The following is a 16593-nucleotide window of genomic DNA, read 5'->3' as shown; positions in this document are numbered from 1 at the left end:
AAAAGGCGCCCGGGCCGCGTGGACCCGGACGCCTTCATTGTAGCTTTTCGCTCTAGCGAGCTTGATTTAGCAGGAGAAGTCGATTTAGCAGGAGAAGTCGACGCTGTCGATGATGTCCTTGAGGGCCTTGGCGGAGGCGGTAAGCTCATGCTGCTCGTCATCGTTCAGCGGCACGGGGACGCGGCAGACAACGCCGTCGCGGCCAACGACGGTCGGCATGGAGATGGCAAGATCGGACAGGCCGTACTCGCCCACCATGAGCGAGGAAACGGGCAGAACGGTCTGCTCGTCACGCATGACGGCAGTGCAGATGCGCTTGACGGCCATGGCGACGCCATAGTAGGTGGCGTGCTTCTTCTCGATGATGGTGTAGGCGGAGTTCTTGACGTCCTCGGCGATGCGCTTCTCGGCAGCCTCATGCTCCAGATGACCGTGAAGCTCGCAGAAGGTGTTCAGCGGAACGCCGGCAACCTGAGCGCTGGACCAAGCGACAAACTCGGAATCGCCGTGCTCACCCATGACATAGGCCTGGACATCGCGCGGGTCGACCTCGACATGGGCACCAAGCATCTGCTGCAGACGGCCGGTGTCGAGCACGGTACCGGAACCGATGACGTGGCCCTCGGGCAGGCCGGACATCTTGATGGCGGCGTAGGTCAGAACATCGACCGGGTTGGAGACGATGAGCAGAATGCCGTCGAAGCCGGACTTCTTAATCTCGGGGATAATGGACTTAAAGATGCTGACGTTCTTGTTTACCAGGTCCAGGCGAGTCTCACCGGGCTTCTGGGCAGCGCCAGCGGTGACGACGATCATGGCGGCGTCGGCGACATCGGAATAATCGCCGGCGTAGATCTTCATCGGCTCGGCAAACGTCATGCCGTGCGCGATATCCAGGGCCTCACCCTCGGCGCGGTTCTTGTCCACGTCGATGAGGACCATCTCGGAGAACAGACCACTCTGCATCAGCGCGAACGCCGAAGACGAACCAACGAAACCGCAGCCGACAATAGCGACCTTCTTCTCGTTAACCATTAGAAACTCCCATCTCTCTCCACAAGCAAGCCGCCCGGGAACGACCCGAGCGGCTTGCCGTAATCCCAATACATCCAATCGGGACTTTGATTATGCTCCTATTCGCAGCCAAAAATCGACCGTTTACCGAAATTGTTTGCAGAAATCGTAAAATAACTGCACGAAATCGGTTTCGAGCTATTGACGAGCCGAAATACCTTTCTAATACAGGCCCGCCTCGCGAATGGCCTCGACAGCCAAAGCAATCTGGTCGGGCGGCAAGACCAGCGCCATGCGCACGTGCCCCTCGCCCGAAGGACCAAAGCTCGCGCCCGGCGTCACCACAACGCCGGCCTTCTCCATGAGCTCCTCGCAAAACGCCATGGAATCGGTGCGACCACCGGGAAGCTTGGCCCACACAAACATAGAGCCATGCGCGTTGGGACGCTCCCAGCCCAGGCCCTCAAGACCGTCGCACAGGGCATCGCGGCGCTCCTGGTACTTCAGACGCTGCGCCTCGACCTCATCGCGCGGACCGTTCAGGCAGGCGATAGCAGCCTTCTGGATCGGGAAGAACATGCCAAAGTCGATCTGGCCGCGCAGCTTGGCAAAGGCAGAGACCACGTCCTCGCGGCCGACCAAAAAGCCGACACGCGCACCGGTAACGTTAAACGACTTGGAAAGCGAGAAGAACTCCACGCCCACCTCAAGCGCACCAGGATACTGCAAGAAGCTGCCGCCCGGCTCGCCGTCGAACACGATGTCGGAGTACGCGTTGTCATGGACGATGAGCAGGTCGTGCTCGCGGGCGAAAGCGATGATCTCCTCGTAGACCTCGGGCGTGCCCACCGAGCCGACCGGGTTTGCGGGCAGCGACACGATCATATACTTGGCACGATCGGCCACCTCGGGATCGATACCCGCCACATAGGGCAGGTAATTATGCTCGGCGACCAACGGATAGTACTCGAGCTTGGCATCGGCGATCTTGGCGCCCGCCTCAAAGACCGGGTAGCACGGATCGGGAACCAAAATAGTGTCACCCGGATCGAGCAGGGCCAGGCCCAAATGGCCCACGCCCTCCTGCGTGCCGTTGCACGACTGCACCATAGACGGCGTAATGCCGGAGACACCAAAGCGACGCTCATAGTAATCGCACACGGCTTGCTTGAGTTCGGGCAGGTCGCGCAGGGCATACTTCCACATCTCGGGGTCCTGGGCCGCTTGCGTGAGCGCCTCGACCACGTGGTCGTACGGCTTAAAGTCGGGCGTGCCCACGCTCATGTTGTAAATGGTCTTGCCCTGAGCCTTCAGCGCAAGAAGCTTGTTGTTGAGCGAGGCGAAGACCTCCGCGCCAAAGCGGTCGAGACGCTGCGATGCCTGCATGGTGCCACCTTTCGATATGAAAAACGCGGCGCTCCGACAAGAGCGCCGCGCGATACGGGCCATCAGATTGCAAAAGTGTAACGCTTGCAACCCCCGCATTGGTTCAATTTAGCCAACCTTAGTCAATTGGATTGAGCGCGTCGATCTGCGCAAGCCACAGTCGCGAGCTGGCGTCACTCGGCATGCGCCAATCGCCGCGCGGGCTGAGCGTCACCGAGCCAACCTTGGGACCATCGGGCAGGCAACTGCGTTTAAACTGCTGGGCAAAGAAGCGACGATAGAACGTACGCAACCACGTGTGGACGGTCTTGGCGTCGTAGACGCCCTCGAAGCTCTTGAGCGCCATGCGGTAAATCTTGCCTGGCTCAAAGCCAAAACGCAGCAGGTAATAGAGGAAGTAATCGTGCAGCTCGTACGGCCCCACCAAATCCTCGGTCTTCTGCGCAATCTCGCCGTCGCCCGTGGGCGGCAGAAGCTCGGGGGACACCGGCGTATCGAGGATATCGAGCAAGACCTCGGCAATACGCCCGCCAAAAACATCAGCGGCATAGCGCACCAGATGGCGCACAAGCGTCTTGGGCACACTCGCGTTGACGGCGTACATGCTCATGTGGTCGCCGTTATAGGTAGCCCAGCCGAGCGCCAGCTCCGACAGGTCGCCCGTGCCGATGACAAAGCCGCCAGCCTGGTTGGCCAGATCCATCAGAATCTGCGTACGCTCGCGGGCCTGGCTGTTCTCGTAAGTCACGTCCTGCACGGCCGGATCGTGCTCAATGTCCTTGAAGTGCTGCTCCACGGCCGCGTGAATCGAGACCTCGCGGAAGCTCACGCCCAGGTCGCGCGCGAGCGACTCGGCATTGGACTTGGTGCGGTGCGTGGTGCCAAAGCCGGGCATGGACACGGCAGTGATACCTGTGCGTGGCAGTCCCAGCGCATCGAAGGCGCGCACGGTCACAAGCAGCGCCAGCGTGGAGTCCAAGCCGCCCGAAAGGCCGATGACCGCCGCCTTGGTACCCGTATGGGCAAGGCGCGTCTTGAGGCCCGCGGTCTGCAGGTCGAGGATGGTCTCGCAGCGCTCGGCCAGGTCACCATGGTCTGCCGGCACAAAAGGCGCGCGGGGGAAGACACGGTCGATGCCGAGTGCATCGCGCAGGACAGGTTCGTCTGTCAGCACGCCCTCAAACGAAAAATCAACGGTCGTGGACTCCGGTGCATCGTCCGCGCGCGTCCACGTCGTCGAGCGGCGGCGCTCGGCAAGCAGGCGGTCAAGATCAACGTCGGCGATGGCCATATCACATGTAAGCAGTTTGGTGGCGGCGAGCTTGGAGCCGTTTTCGTAGATAAGGTTCTCGCCCGCAAAGACCATGTCGGTCGTGGACTCGCCCTCACTCGCATCCGCGTAGGCATAGGCACAGTACAGGCGCGCGCTTTGGTTAGAGATAAGGCTGCGGCGGTAATCTGCCTTACCGATAATCTCGTCCGAGGCCGACGGGTTGAGAATCACCGTCGCACCGGCAAGCGCCATCTCGGTCGAAGGGGGCGCCGGCACCCACAGGTCCTCACAGACCTCAACGCCCAGCACCAGGTCCTCGGCGCCCTCATCACAGCAGCGGTAGACAAGCCCCGAGCCAAGCGGCACCGGACCCTGACCGGCAAATTCAACCCACACGGGATCGGCAGGCGCCGGGGCAAACCAGCGGCGCTCGTAGAACTCGCCATAGTTGGGCAGATACTTCTTAGCCGTAAGGCCCAAAAGCTCGCCCGCACAGCACACGGCCGCGCAGTTGTAGATGTTTTCGGCCACCGCAACGGGAAGGCCGACGGTAAAGACAATCGGCAGCTCGCGGGTTTCATCGAGGATATGCACCAGAGCAGCCTCGCAGGCATGCAGCAATGTGCGGTTATGGAACAGATCGGCCGCGGTATAGCCGGTCAGGTTAAGCTCGGGCAGCGCCAGTGCGCGAACGCCGCGCTCGGTAGCCTCGCGAACAGCCGCCAGCGCAACCTCGGCATTGCCCTCGACATCGGCCACGCGAATCCGCGGCGACGCCGCCGCCACACGCAAAAAGCCATCAGACTGAGAAAGGTGAAGATTCATAAGAATGCTCCCGTGCGTAGACGCCATTCACAACAATTAGCAAGCCCTATTGTAGTTCAACCGCCAGGTGTAACCGCATCCCACCAACTTGGTGAGCTATTGATGAGTTGATGGTATCTGTTAAATGTCATGTACGATTCACATCTGGTGGGTACCCTGATGGCTAAACGAAACGAAGCAGATTTACACCGGGAGGACCCCGTATGACAACCAAGTACACCGACGCGCCGCGCACGCGCGTCATGACACCGGCCGCGCTCAACAACGGCGTGCACGAGAACCATTCCATCGGACAAACCATGGCCATCGCGCCCAAAAAGGGCCTGTTCGACGACATTTCCATTCCCCAAATCATCGCCGGCGCCGCAGCTGCTGCCACGAGCGTCGCGCTTGCTTCCAAGATCGGCATCGCTGGTTCAGTAATTGGTGCCGCCGTGAGCTCGGTCATCACCGTTGTGTCCTCGCAGGTCTACCGCCACTTTATCTCTGCCAGCGCCGAAGCCCTCAAAGGTACGCACGCCGCCGACGACTACCCCGCCGGTGCTTATGAGCCCGTTGAGTTAAATGCCGAGGAGCACTTGGGCGGCGCCGCAACTACGCAGGAGATGCGCCAAATTGCGGGGCGCGCGACCACGGCGCGCGTCGCCCCCGACAGCCTGCGCGCCAAGGCGGCAGCAGAGCGCAGCCAGACGCAAAAGAAGGTCATCGTCTTCTCGATCGCCATCGCCATCGTCGCGGTCATCGCCTGCGCCGGCGCCATCCTTATCACCACTGCCGGTGAGGGTCTGGGCGAGCGTCCCGAGCCAATCCTGTCGTCGCGCACGACCGAGAGCGATGCAAATGGCAACACCCAGTCGCAGGATCAGCAGGCACAGACGGACGACACGCAAGACAGTTCTGCCTCAGCCGATTCGTCCTCGAACACCCAAAACCAATCGCAGGGCACCGATTCCTCTACGGCCAACAGTGGCACGCCGTCCGACACGACCAACTCAAGCCAAACAACTGACGGTTCACAGCCGAACACGGGAGGCCAGACGAGCGACACCACGTCGGGAACGGGTGCAGCAGACAGTAGCAACACTAACAGCTCGAGCGGAACCGCGTCCGGCACGACATCTGACAGTTCAAGCCAAGGCACGACATCGGGCAACTAGGCGCTGCATCCCCAGATAGGCAACCTGTACAACGGGCGCGAATCGACAGCGGTTCGCGCCCGTTTGCCTTGGGCGCCGCCATGGCGAGCGCCATGCGATGGTAAGATGCTTTACATGTGTAAAGAGGAGATTTGCCATGAGCAAGACAATAGTTAGGCCCACGCTTTCGCTGGGCAACCGCATCTATCTGTATCGCCTGCTGCGCGATGCGATTGGATGCGGCAAGCAAACGTTTATGTCGCAGGTCGAAGAGGCTCTCGCCGCTGGCGACATGACCGCTTATGACCTGGGCTTCGAATCCACGCGCGAGCTGCTCGAGGCGCTTGACGACTGCATTAAGCTGACCGTCTTTAAGGGCGGTCGCCTGTATGCCACCGTCATCGCCAACGAGGCCTGGGATACCGCCCTTGCCAAAGGCGAGGACAAGCCCAAGGCTGCCAAGGGTGCCAAGCAGTCCTACAAAAAGAAAAAGCGCGGCGAGAAAGACCTCAAGGCTGTACGCCCCAAGCACGTTAAGCGTCCCGAGCCCGTGGCCGAAGTCGCTCCGGAGCCCGAGCCCGAGACAGAGATCGAAGTCGCTATTGAGGTAGCAGCAGAAGCCGAAACCGAAATCGCCGCCATGACCGATCCCGAAGTCATGTCAGAGCAGGAAGCCGCTGTGGAGCTCAACGAGGCCCCCAAGTCGACAACCGAAGAAGCCGCTAACCAACCCGAGACGTCTGCGTTCCAAAACAGCGATGTCTTTGGCAACGAGGCCGAGGACGATCAGTCCGACGAGCCCGCCGATCAAGGCGCTACCGAGTCGGCGCCGGAGCCCGAGACGCCGCAGCCCGCCATCTCGCTCACGGTCGTCTATGACCCCGAGAACGCCAACGCCGGCATCACCACCATGGCATCCACGCCGGTCGAAGCCAAGCTGCCTGTCGAGGCAGAGGACGCCCCGCAAGCCGATGCCAAAACCGAGACTGAAGACACATCCGTCTCCGTGGAACCGACAGATTCCGCAGTTAAGCCGGAACCGGTGCCTGAGTCTGCACCCGTCATCGAGTCCGCATCCGAACCTGTCTATGACCAGATTCCCGCACCGGCTCCGGTCCCCGCTGCAGTACCGGCCCCCGCACCTGCAACGCCCGCCATCCCCGAGGACTTCCCCGTCGATTTCGCAAGCGAGGTCTTCTGCCCCGGCCCGCTTCTGCACCAGCTGTCGACCTATCTCCCCTACGGCGCCGATACCCTCGGCATTGTCGGCGAGTACTACTGGATCGCCCGCGAGCGCGGTACCATCGAGGCCGCGCGAAACCGCGCAAGCTTCCCCCTGCGCTACACACAGGCCGGCGAGCGCCGCGAGGTCACCGTGCGCATCCGCCGCAACACCGCCGGCGGCCTCGGAGCCACCTGGGCCATCGACAAGGTCGACGCCCCGGCCGAGTAACAAAACGCGGCGAACGTCACAAAAACGTTCGCCGCGTTTTTCATTTTCTCAATTGATGTGACAAAGGGACTGTCCCTTTGTCACATCAAACTAGTCGCGCGTGAGCGTGCGGTGAATGCGATGCGGCTGGGCTGCGTCCTCGCCCAGGCGCTCGATACGGTTGGCCTGATAGGCCTCAAAGTTGCCCTCAAACCAATACCAGTTGCCCGGGTTCTCGTCGGTGCCCTCCCACGCCAGAATGTGCGTGGCGACGCGGTCCAGGAACATACGGTCGTGGCTGATGACCACCGAGCAGCCCGGGAACTCGAGCAGCGCCGCTTCGAGCGAGGACAGCGTCTCGACGTCGAGGTCGTTCGTGGGCTCGTCGAGGAGCAGCAGGTTGCCGCCCTGCTTGAGCGTAAGCGCCAAGTTCAGACGGTTGCGCTCGCCACCGGAGAGTACGCCAGCGCGCTTCTGCTGGTCCTGGCCCTTAAAGCCAAAGCTCGCCACATAAGCGCGGCTCGGAACCTCGGTCTCGCCGACCATCATGTGGTCCAGGCCATCCGAGACGACCTCCCACAGGTTCTTATCGGGGTCGATGCCGGAACGGTTCTGGTCGACGTAAGAAATCTTGACGGTCTCGCCCACCTCGAGCTCGCCCGAAGTCAGCGGCTCCAGGCCCACAATCGTCTTGAACAGCGTGGTCTTACCGACACCGTTGGGGCCGATGACGCCCACAATGCCGTTGCGCGGCAGGGTGAACGAAAGGTCATCGATGAGCACGCGGCCATCGAACTCCTTGTGCAGGTGATGGGCCTCGAGCACCTTGTTGCCCAGACGCGGGCCCACAGGGATGCGGATGTCGGTCCAGTCGAGCTTCTGGCTTGCGCGGGCCTCGGCCTCCATCTCCTCGTAGCGAGCCAGACGGGCCTTGTTCTTGGCCTGGCGAGCCTTGGGCGAGCTGCGTACCCACTCGAGCTCGGCCTCCATGCGCTTGGCGAGCTTGGCGTCACGGTTGCCCTGGGCCTCGATACGCGCGGCCTTGGTCTCCAGATACGTGGAGTAATTGCCCTTGTAGGGATAAAGGTGACCGCGGTCGACCTCGCAGATCCACTCGGCAACGTTATCCAGGAAGTAGCGATCGTGTGTGACGGCAAGCACCGCGCCCTGGTAGTTGTGCAGGAAGTGCTCGAGCCACAGGATCGACTCGGCGTCCAGGTGGTTCGTGGGCTCGTCGAGCAGCAGCAGGTCGGGAGCCTCGAGCAGCAGCTTGCACAGGGCCACGCGACGGCGCTCGCCGCCAGAGAGCACGTTGACCGGCATGTCGGAATCGGGCAGCTGCAGGGCGTCCATGGCCTGACCGAGCTTGGAATCGATATCCCAGCCGTCGGCGGCGTCGATCTCGTCCTGGAGCTTGCCCATCTCGGCCATGAGGGCGTCCATATCGCAATCCGGGTCGCACATCTCCTCGCCGATCTTGTTGAAGCGATCGACCTTGGCAATCATATCGCCAAACGCCATGCGCACGTTCTCGATGACAGTCTTGTCGTCGTCGAGCGGCGGCTCCTGCTGCAGGATACCCACGGTGTAGCCGGGGGTAAGCCTGGCATCGCCGTTGGAGACTTCCTCGATACCGGCCATGATCTTGAGCAGGGTCGACTTACCCATGCCGTTGGGGCCCACGACGCCGATCTTGGCACCGGGGTAGAAGCTCAGGGTCACGTCGTCAAGGATTACCTTGTCGCCATGGGCCTTACGAGCCTGATACATCTGGTAGATAAACTCCGCCATTTGCCTGTTTTATCCTTTCTACCTTCTGTTTCCCTATTCTTGATTCGCTTTAGTGGAAACGAAATGAGGAAACCAGCTCTGAAACTAAACGAAAAAGGGGCATGGTTGCCCACACCCCCTAATACTACCTGGGAAAAATCCCCCGGAACATACTATGAACTGCGTACGCTAGTTTTCCGCAACCTTAACGAGCGGCTCGCTGCGATTTACGCCACAGCAGATACGAATAGACGTAGGCAGCTCCAGCTGAACCAAACGCCAGAACCGCAATCACCGCGGCGACGACTTCACTCGAAAGCACGCTACCCGCCACGCCCATCACAATCAGGCCAACGCCCAGCACCATAAAGCAGGCACCGCCAAAACGCTGCGTACGGCGCCAGTTCTCGGGATCGGCAAGCGCCCAGGGCGTCTTGATACCGAGCGTGTAGTTCTGCTTTACGCGCGGTAAGTAGTTGCCCATACCAATAAAGAGCAAGCCGATAGCGCCTGATACCAGCAAATTGACCGTTCCTACCACCGGCACGATGCCCCACACCGTTAGCTCCCCCAGCCAGCTTATGGCACACATGAGCAGCGTGAAGGCGATTACGAAGCCCTGATAGAACTTACCCGAGGTTCGATATGCCTCACCTTTGGGATCGACGCGCGGCACCACGCAGAACATTGCGAGAAGCGCCAGAGGCAGCACGCCGAGCGCGGAGGCCATCCAGCTAGGACCCCAACCGTCGACGGCGCCGTTCGCGCCCCAGTGCGTGGGAATCTGCGCAGGCAAGCTCGGCATCACTATCAGATGCGCTGCGACATTGGCGACGCATAGAGCGACCAGCGCAATCCACACGCGCGACGATACCCCCGTGGAATGAATGCCTTTGTTTTCGTTATTCATCCTTATCACCTTCAGTGTTTGTAAAGCCCATAAACCAACCGATCAAGTCCTGCATGACGGTGGTGTTTAAGCTGTAAACGATGTTTTGGCCATGACGTTCGTCAGTCACCAACCCGGCGTTTTTGAGCGTCGCCAAGTGATGGCTCAATGATGGCTTGCTGATGTCAAAATGCTCGGCAAGCTCCCCGGCCGTGCAATTGCCCTCGCGCAGCAGTTCTAAAATGCGCCGTCGTGTAGGATCGGCCAGCGCTTTAAAACCCTCTCCCGGCATAAGACCTCCTCTCACCATCTCTCATAACGCGCACACTATACTCGATATTTAGATGTTTGTCTAACTATCTAATCGAAATGCTTCAAACCACATCAAAGTAAGCGCCATCGCAACCTATGGGCGATTACCTATAATGGCGATAGCTAAAACACGATTCGCTTCCCCATCGGAGGATGTCTATGACCGAAACCGCAGCCGCAACTCCCAACGAGACACGCGATACCAAGCTCGAGATCATCATGGGCCGCGAGGCACTCGACAAGCTCGCCAACGCCACGGTGCTGATACTCGGCTGTGGAGGCGTGGGCTCCAACTGCTGCGAGGCACTTGCCCGCGGCGGCATCGGTCATTTTGTGATTCTGGACAAGGATATCGTCGCGCCCAGCAATATCAATCGACAGGCCATCGCCTTTCATAGCACCATCGGCAAGCGCAAGGTGGACGTGATGGAAGCCATGATCAACGACATCAATCCCGCTGCCACCGTTATCAAGCGCACCGAATACCTGCTGAGCGACAACATCGATGATTTCTTCGCGAGCGTTTTGGAGCAGACGGGTGGCAAGCTCGACTACGTCGTCGACGCCATCGACACCATCTCGGCCAAGCTCACCATTGCCAAATATGCTCAGGACCACGACATCCGTTTGGTCAGTTCCATGGGCGGGGCCAACAAGCTCCATCCCGAGTGCCTCCGCTTTGCCGACATCTTCGATACGGTACGTGACCCCATGAGCCGCATTATGCGCAAAGAATGTAAGAAGCGCGGAATCAAGAGCCTGCACGTGCTGTTTAGCTGCGAGGAATCGGTTAAAACCCAACCCCGCGACCCTTCCAACATCCACGAGCGCACCGAGCTGGGAACTGCCAGTTTTATGCCGCCCATCATGGGTCAGATGATTGCCGGCGAGGTTATCCGCCAGATCAGCGGGCGCGGGTGCGAGCGCGTGCGCGCCGATGGCCAGCGCTTGGACTAGCAGGATGCCCTGCGATGGAACCGCGATTCTTTGACACGCATTGTCATCTTGATTTGATGCTCAGCCCCGATGCTGCAGCCAGTGAGTCGGCGGCGTTGGGTCTGGGGCTCTTTGACTGCGGGGTCGACCCACGCGACTTCGCGGCAGCAAAAAAGCGGGCCAGCCGATACCCAAACATTATCGCGGGCGCCGGCCTCCATCCCTGGTGGCTCGCCGACGGCCGCTGCGGTCCTGCCGAAGTCAATCTGCTTTGCGAAGTTGCTGACCAAGAGCGCTATATCGGCGAGGTAGGACTCGACTTTTCTGCGCGCTTTGCCGGAAGCGAACCGCTTCAAATACAGGCACTTGACCGTCTCTGCGATGCACTCGTGCAGCACCCTCTCGCCGGGCGCGTGATATCAATTCACGCTGTTCGTTCAGCAGGAACCGTACTGGACGCCCTTGAGTCATATGGATTACTCACCCCAAGCCCCAACTCCCCCGCCATCATCTTTCACTGGTTTAGCGGCACCTCGAACGAGTTCGTCCGTACGCGAAACGCAGGCTGCTATTTTTCCGTGAACGAGCGGATGCTCGCTACCAAGCGCGGTCGTGAATACGCCCGACAGATTCCACTCGACCGTCTGCTGCTCGAAACCGACGCTCCAGCCGAACCGCAAGCAGATGCAAGCGCGCGACAGCTCATCACATCGCTAAAAAGCGCCTCCCTGCACATCGCCGAACTTAAAAACTGCGCCGAGGAGAGCGTCGAATCGACCGTTTTAGGAAATTCGCGCTCCATATTTGACTTCCGCTGATCCCGGTGGGCAAAAAATGCCAAATATGAGTACTGTTGCAAAGCTAGTCACATCATTTTGCGACAAAACAACACCCTGATAATGCACAACCGTTCATTATCAGGGTGTTTTAGCATGGCTAAAGCCGCGTATAACAGGCTTTTATCGCTCTCGGACATTCAACTAGGGCCTCAAAAGCTTAATTTCGCTGTTACTAAAATAGTGACAGTACTCATATTTGGCATTTTTTGCCCACAGGGTCCCGAGAAGACAACGATTCGACTTCCCGGGACTGCTCACCTATTCGGAAATCGGCGCTCCATGGCCCCAGGAGCCTTCCATGCCGCATACAGTCGAGGCAAACCCCGCCGCAAAGTCGAGCGCGCGCTCAATAGCATTAGCGTCATCGTTGCCACGCTTGACAGCGTCGAGATAGCACATCAGGAACGAAGTCAGGAACGAGTCACCCGCTCCCATGGTGTCCTTCATATCTGCCACAGGCTTGGCATGCTGCCGATAGTAACGCTCGCCGTCGTAGGCAATGCAGCCCTCAGCGCCAGCCGTGGCCGATACAAAACGCGGACCCAAGCCCTGCACCCATGCCAGACGCTCGCGAATCTCGTCCTCACCCGCGGCATCCGCCGCACTAAAGAAAGCAAAATCGACGTAGGGCGCAATTTGCTCGTAGTACTCGTCGGTGGAGTCGTCCGAAAAGTCAAAAGAGACCGTGACGCCCGCTGCCTTCAACTTGGGCAGCTCGCGCTCGGTAAAGCAATAGTTGCCCGAATGAACCACGTCGAACTGCTTCATATACGCAAGGTCAAAGCGATCGAGCACATAGCGCGCATCACCACGGATGCCGCCCTCGTTCGACCCCAGAAACACGCGGTCACCATCGACCACGGTAACACGAGCCGCACCGTTCTCGCCGATGAGTTGTTTACATTTGGCGAGCTCGACGCTCTCGTCCTCAAGGCTCGCGATGATATGCTCAGCCGCGGCGTCGTTTCCAAAGATGCCCATATACGCGGAGCGCGCGGCTCCGCATTTCTTGGCATACACGGCAAAGTTCACCGCATTGCCACCCGGATACATAGTGTGGATATGCTCGTAACGATCGACGACGTTATCGCCAAACCCAAGAGCGCTAACGTTGAATGTCATAGTGCCGCTCCCCTCTCGTCCCAACGAGATCGCTGTAATAGCCGCCGTACCACCCCGGCCCTACGCGAGTTCCAACAAATCGGGCAGCTGGTCGATAATCTTATCCGCAGCATCTTGGCTAAAGCCGAAGCGCTCCTCGCGCTTGGCAATGACCGTCAGGCCGGCTCGCTTGCCGGCAGTGATGCCAGGCACCGAATCCTCAACGCAGCAGCAGCGATTCGCGGGCAGCCCCAGCAGGTCCAGCGCATGCAGGTAGATGTCGGGCTCGGGCTTGCTCTCCTTAAACTGCTCGCCGCTCACCACATACTCAAAGGCATCCGACAGCCCACACGCGTTGAGCACTTCCTCGATGCTATCCATGGGAGACGAGCTGGCAAGCGCCACGCGAACGCCACGGCGCGGCAGCTCTCGAATCGTATCCACGGCGCCCGGGTTAATCAAAGCCTGATAGTCGCGCGGACGCTTATGCGCCCACTCATCCCAACGGGCCAACGCTTCCTCGCCAGTGAAATGCCCCTTACCGGCACGCTCAAACCAATCGACCAGCATATGCAGGAAGAACTGATGCGAGGTACCGACTTGCCCATTCAACTCCTCTTGAGTCAGGTTAAGCCCAAGCTCCTTGGCAAACGCGGCAGTCTCGCCCAGGTAGTAATACTCGGTATCGACAATGACACCGTCCATGTCAAAGATAACGGCGTCGAACGGAAATGCGGACACGGCACCCTCCCTAACAAAAGGGCGCCCGCAAGCAGGCGCCCAAACCATGCATTAATCGGCGATTCTAACCCAGCAGCTTATCCAGCGCCACTGCAATACCGTCTTCGTTGTTATTGGCGGTTACCATCTGGGCAACTGCCTTAACCTCATCGACGGCGTTGCCCATGGCAACACCGGTGCCGGCCCACTCAATCATGGACTTGTCGTTCTGGCCGTCGCCAAACGAGACGACCTCGCTGGCATCGATACCGAGCTTGGGCAGGGCACCGTCGAGCGCACGGGCTTTGTCGATACCGGGCGCCGTGTACTCAAAGTACCAGTCGGCCGTAAACATGCCCGAAAGCGTCTGGGTAAAGGGCGCATACATCTCCTCGTAATGCGCCTGCAGGTAGGTCGGATCACCCGCCGTCAGCAGCTTGTCCACGGGATAAGTGTCCACGACCTCATGCAAGCTCTCGACCTCGCGGATCTTAAGATCGCACGCATCGCGCTCGTATTTGACGATGTTTTTCTGCGAACCGTCCGGCAGTGTAATCATGCAGCGATACGAGTCCACGACGTGCAGGTCCCGACCGAGCGAAATCATAGGGATCACGTCAAAATTGCGCAGATGATCAATCAGACGGTGCAGCTCGTCAGCCGGCATGGCTTGGTCAAAAAGGACCTCATCGGTCTGAGCGTCGACCACATGCGCGCCATTAAAGGCAACTAACAGACCGTCATGGTTTTGAAGGTCGAGCTCCTGCGCCAAGGCGTGAAGACCCCAGGCGGGACGACCCGAAGCCAAGATGAGCTTAATACCCGATTCCTGTGCCGCGAGCAGCTTCTCGCGCGTACGCGGGCTGATCACCTTCTGATCGTTGGTGAGCGTACCGTCGATATCCATTGCGATGGCTTTGATTGCCATATATGCCTCCCCGTCATTGAGCAACCTTGTCTGAGCCATCATACAGAACACCCACGGCGGCGCTGTTTGCAACGGGAAAAATGTCATATTGTCCCAAACATGAACGGCGTGCCTTCGACGATTGAGATGCCCGTCGAGGCGCCTCCCGATACATTCCATCCTATCCAAATAGCAAAGGGCCCGCATCCCAACGGATACGGGCCCCTTTCAGCCATAAGCCAACTCGGCCGTAAAAACTACTTGCGATGAGCGCGATAGAACTCGATGAGCGCCTGGGTCGAAGCGTCCTGCTCGGCCTTGGCGGCGTCGTCGTGGAAGGCCGGGGTGATCTGCTTGGCAAGCTGCTTGCCCAGCTCGACGCCCCACTGGTCGTAGGAGTCGATGCCCCAGACCGTGCCCTCGACAAACGTGATGTGCTCGTACAGGGCGATGAGCTCGCCGAGTGCGAACGGGGTCAGCGTGTCGCCGAAGATCGAGGTCGTCGGACGGTTGCCCTCAAAGCAGCGGGCCGGGACGATCTGCTCGGGCGTGCCCTCGGCACGAACCTCGTCGGCCGTCTTACCAAAGGCGAGCGCCTTGGTCTGGGCCAGGAAGTTGCCCAGGAACAGCTCGTGGACATCCTGACCGCTGTCGGTTGCGGGGTTGGCGGTATTGGCGAAGGCGATAAAGTCGGCCGGAACCACCACGGTGCCCTGGTGCAGCAGCTGGTAGAAGGCATGCTGGCCGTTGGTGCCAGGCTCGCCCCAGAAGATCTCACCGGTGTCGGAGGTCACGGCGCTGCCGTCCCAGCGGACATGCTTGCCGTTGGACTCCATGGTGAGCTGCTGCAGGTAGGCCGGGAAACGATGCAGGTACTGGCAGTACGGCAGCACGGCGTGGCTCTTGGAACCGAAGAAGTTGACGTACCAGACGTTGAGCAGACCCATCAGCGCGACGGCGTTGTTCTCGAGCGGGGTGTTGCAGAAGTACTCGTCGATGGCGTGGAAGCCCTCAAGGAACTGCTGGAAACGCTCGGGGCCGAGCACGACGATCAGCGACAGGCCCACGGCGGAGTCGACGGAGTAGCGGCCGCCGACCCAGTTCCAGAAACCAAAGGCGTTGGCCGGGTCGATACCGAAAGCCTCGACCTTCTCGAGTGCGGTGGAAACGGCGACGAAGTGCTTTGCCACAGCCTCGGCGTTCTGCTCATCGGAGCCATCGATGGCGCCCTGAGCCTTGAGCTGCTCGAGCATCCAGGTCTTGACCTCGCGGGCGTTGGTGAGGGTCTCGAGCGTGGTGAAGGTCTTGGAAACGATGATCACGAGCGTGGTCTCGGGGTCCAGGCCCTTGAGCTTCTCGGCCTGGTCGTTGGGGTCGATGTTGGAGATGTAGCGGCAGTCGATACCGGCGTCGGCATAGGGGCGCAGAGCCTCGTAAGCCATCACCGGGCCCAGGTCGGAGCCGCCGATGCCAATGGACACCAGATGCTCGATCTTCTTGCCGGTAACGCCCTTCCACTCACCGGAGCGCACGCGCTCGGCAAAGGCGTACATGCGGTCGAGGACCTCGTGCACGTCGGCGACGACATCCTGGCCGTCGACGATGAGCTGGCCCTTCTCGGTTGCCGGGCGGCGAAGCGCGGTGTGCAGGACGGCGCGGTCCTCGGTGGTGTTGATGTGCTCGCCGGAGAACATGGCGTCGCGGCGCTCCTCGAGCTTCACCTCGCGGGCAAGATCGCACAGCAGCTTGACGGTCTCATCAGTCACCAGGTTCTTGGACAGGTCGAAGTGCAGGTCACCGGCGTCAAAGCTCAGCTTGTTCACGCGCTCGGCATCGGCGGCGAACCAGGCCTTGAGGTCGATACCCTCGGCCTCGAGCTTCTCCTGATGGGCCTCGAGCGCCTTCCAAGCGGCAGTCGACGTAGCATCGATAGGTGCGGCAACAGTTGCCATAGAGTCCTCCTCAGCATACGGGCGCACGCCTCCATGCGCCCGGACATTCAGATGCCACTATTCTAGCGCAGGTCAAGACTATAATCAGCGAGCGTTGCCAA

Annotated in this window: 14 protein-coding genes; 4 read left to right on the top strand and 10 right to left on the bottom strand. The window is 60.0% G+C overall.

What is annotated here, in order from left to right:
• Positions 1-84: 84 nt before the first annotated feature.
• The 3 genes from CHY22_RS06005 to CHY22_RS05995 form a co-directional block, all read right to left on the bottom strand.
• Positions 85-1035, bottom strand: a complete 951-nt coding sequence (locus CHY22_RS06005; protein WP_089573042.1) for an L-lactate dehydrogenase — start codon at positions 1033-1035, stop codon at positions 85-87.
• A 201-nt stretch (positions 1036-1236) separates the two neighbouring features.
• Positions 1237-2400 carry an aminotransferase class I/II-fold pyridoxal phosphate-dependent enzyme gene (locus CHY22_RS06000; protein WP_089573041.1) on the bottom strand — a complete coding sequence of 388 codons (1164 nt, stop codon included), beginning with the start codon at positions 2398-2400 and terminating at the stop codon, positions 1237-1239.
• A gap of 118 nt (positions 2401-2518) precedes the next feature.
• Positions 2519-4498 (bottom strand): NAD(+) synthase, encoded by a 1980-nt coding sequence (locus tag CHY22_RS05995; RefSeq protein ID WP_233502861.1) that lies wholly within the window; start codon positions 4496-4498, stop codon positions 2519-2521.
• A gap of 203 nt (positions 4499-4701) precedes the next feature.
• On the opposite strand from CHY22_RS05995, the gene CHY22_RS05990 reads away from it, so the two are divergent.
• Positions 4702-5655 (top strand): hypothetical protein, encoded by a 954-nt coding sequence (locus tag CHY22_RS05990; RefSeq protein ID WP_089573036.1) that lies wholly within the window; start codon positions 4702-4704, stop codon positions 5653-5655.
• Between the two features lie 136 nt (positions 5656-5791).
• Positions 5792-7087, top strand: coding sequence for a hypothetical protein (locus CHY22_RS05985; protein ID WP_089573034.1), 1296 nt, complete (start codon positions 5792-5794; stop codon positions 7085-7087).
• A 90-nt stretch (positions 7088-7177) separates the two neighbouring features.
• On the opposite strand, the gene ettA is transcribed toward CHY22_RS05985, so the two are convergent.
• The 3 genes from ettA to CHY22_RS05970 form a co-directional block, all read right to left on the bottom strand.
• Positions 7178-8857 carry an energy-dependent translational throttle protein EttA gene (gene ettA, locus CHY22_RS05980; RefSeq protein WP_089573031.1) on the bottom strand — a complete coding sequence of 560 codons (1680 nt, stop codon included), beginning with the start codon at positions 8855-8857 and terminating at the stop codon, positions 7178-7180.
• Between the two features lie 184 nt (positions 8858-9041).
• The gene (locus CHY22_RS05975) at positions 9042-9746 is read right to left on the bottom strand and encodes an SdpI family protein (protein WP_089573029.1); all 705 of its coding nucleotides are present in this window, start codon (positions 9744-9746) and stop codon (positions 9042-9044) included.
• A complete protein-coding gene (locus tag CHY22_RS05970) occupies positions 9739-10017 on the bottom strand; it encodes an autorepressor SdpR family transcription factor (RefSeq protein ID WP_022094448.1) in 279 nt (92 codons plus the stop codon). Before CHY22_RS05970 ends, CHY22_RS05975 begins: the two co-directional genes overlap by 8 nt.
• Positions 10018-10196: 179 nt before the next feature.
• Between CHY22_RS05970 and CHY22_RS05965 the strand changes: the two genes are divergently transcribed.
• On the top strand, positions 10197-10994 hold the full coding sequence (locus CHY22_RS05965) for a tRNA threonylcarbamoyladenosine dehydratase (protein WP_089573025.1): 798 nt from the start codon (positions 10197-10199) through the stop codon (positions 10992-10994).
• Between the two features lie 14 nt (positions 10995-11008).
• Entirely contained in the window at positions 11009-11791 is a 783-nt protein-coding gene (locus CHY22_RS05960; protein ID WP_089573023.1) for a TatD family hydrolase, read from the top strand.
• A gap of 279 nt (positions 11792-12070) precedes the next feature.
• On the opposite strand, the gene CHY22_RS05955 is transcribed toward CHY22_RS05960, so the two are convergent.
• The 4 genes from CHY22_RS05955 to pgi form a co-directional block, all read right to left on the bottom strand.
• Entirely contained in the window at positions 12071-12934 is an 864-nt protein-coding gene (locus tag CHY22_RS05955) for a PfkB family carbohydrate kinase (protein WP_089573021.1), read from the bottom strand.
• Positions 12935-12994: 60 nt separating this feature from the next.
• Positions 12995-13654 carry an HAD family phosphatase gene (locus CHY22_RS05950; RefSeq protein WP_311774750.1) on the bottom strand — a complete coding sequence of 220 codons (660 nt, stop codon included), beginning with the start codon at positions 13652-13654 and terminating at the stop codon, positions 12995-12997.
• A 64-nt stretch (positions 13655-13718) separates the two neighbouring features.
• Complete coding sequence (locus CHY22_RS05945; RefSeq protein ID WP_168170428.1) at positions 13719-14561, bottom strand: Cof-type HAD-IIB family hydrolase; 843 nt, start codon at positions 14559-14561, stop codon at positions 13719-13721.
• A 236-nt stretch (positions 14562-14797) separates the two neighbouring features.
• Positions 14798-16492, bottom strand: coding sequence for a glucose-6-phosphate isomerase (gene pgi, locus CHY22_RS05940; protein ID WP_089573015.1), 1695 nt, complete (start codon positions 16490-16492; stop codon positions 14798-14800).
• Between the last annotated feature and the right edge of the window lie 101 nt (positions 16493-16593).

This window comes from Collinsella sp. TF06-26 (genome assembly GCF_002232035.1).
GTDB lineage: Bacteria > Actinomycetota > Coriobacteriia > Coriobacteriales > Coriobacteriaceae > Collinsella.
The sequence above is the reverse complement of the archived record's forward strand: the minus strand, read 5'-3'. Positions and strand labels throughout refer to the sequence as shown.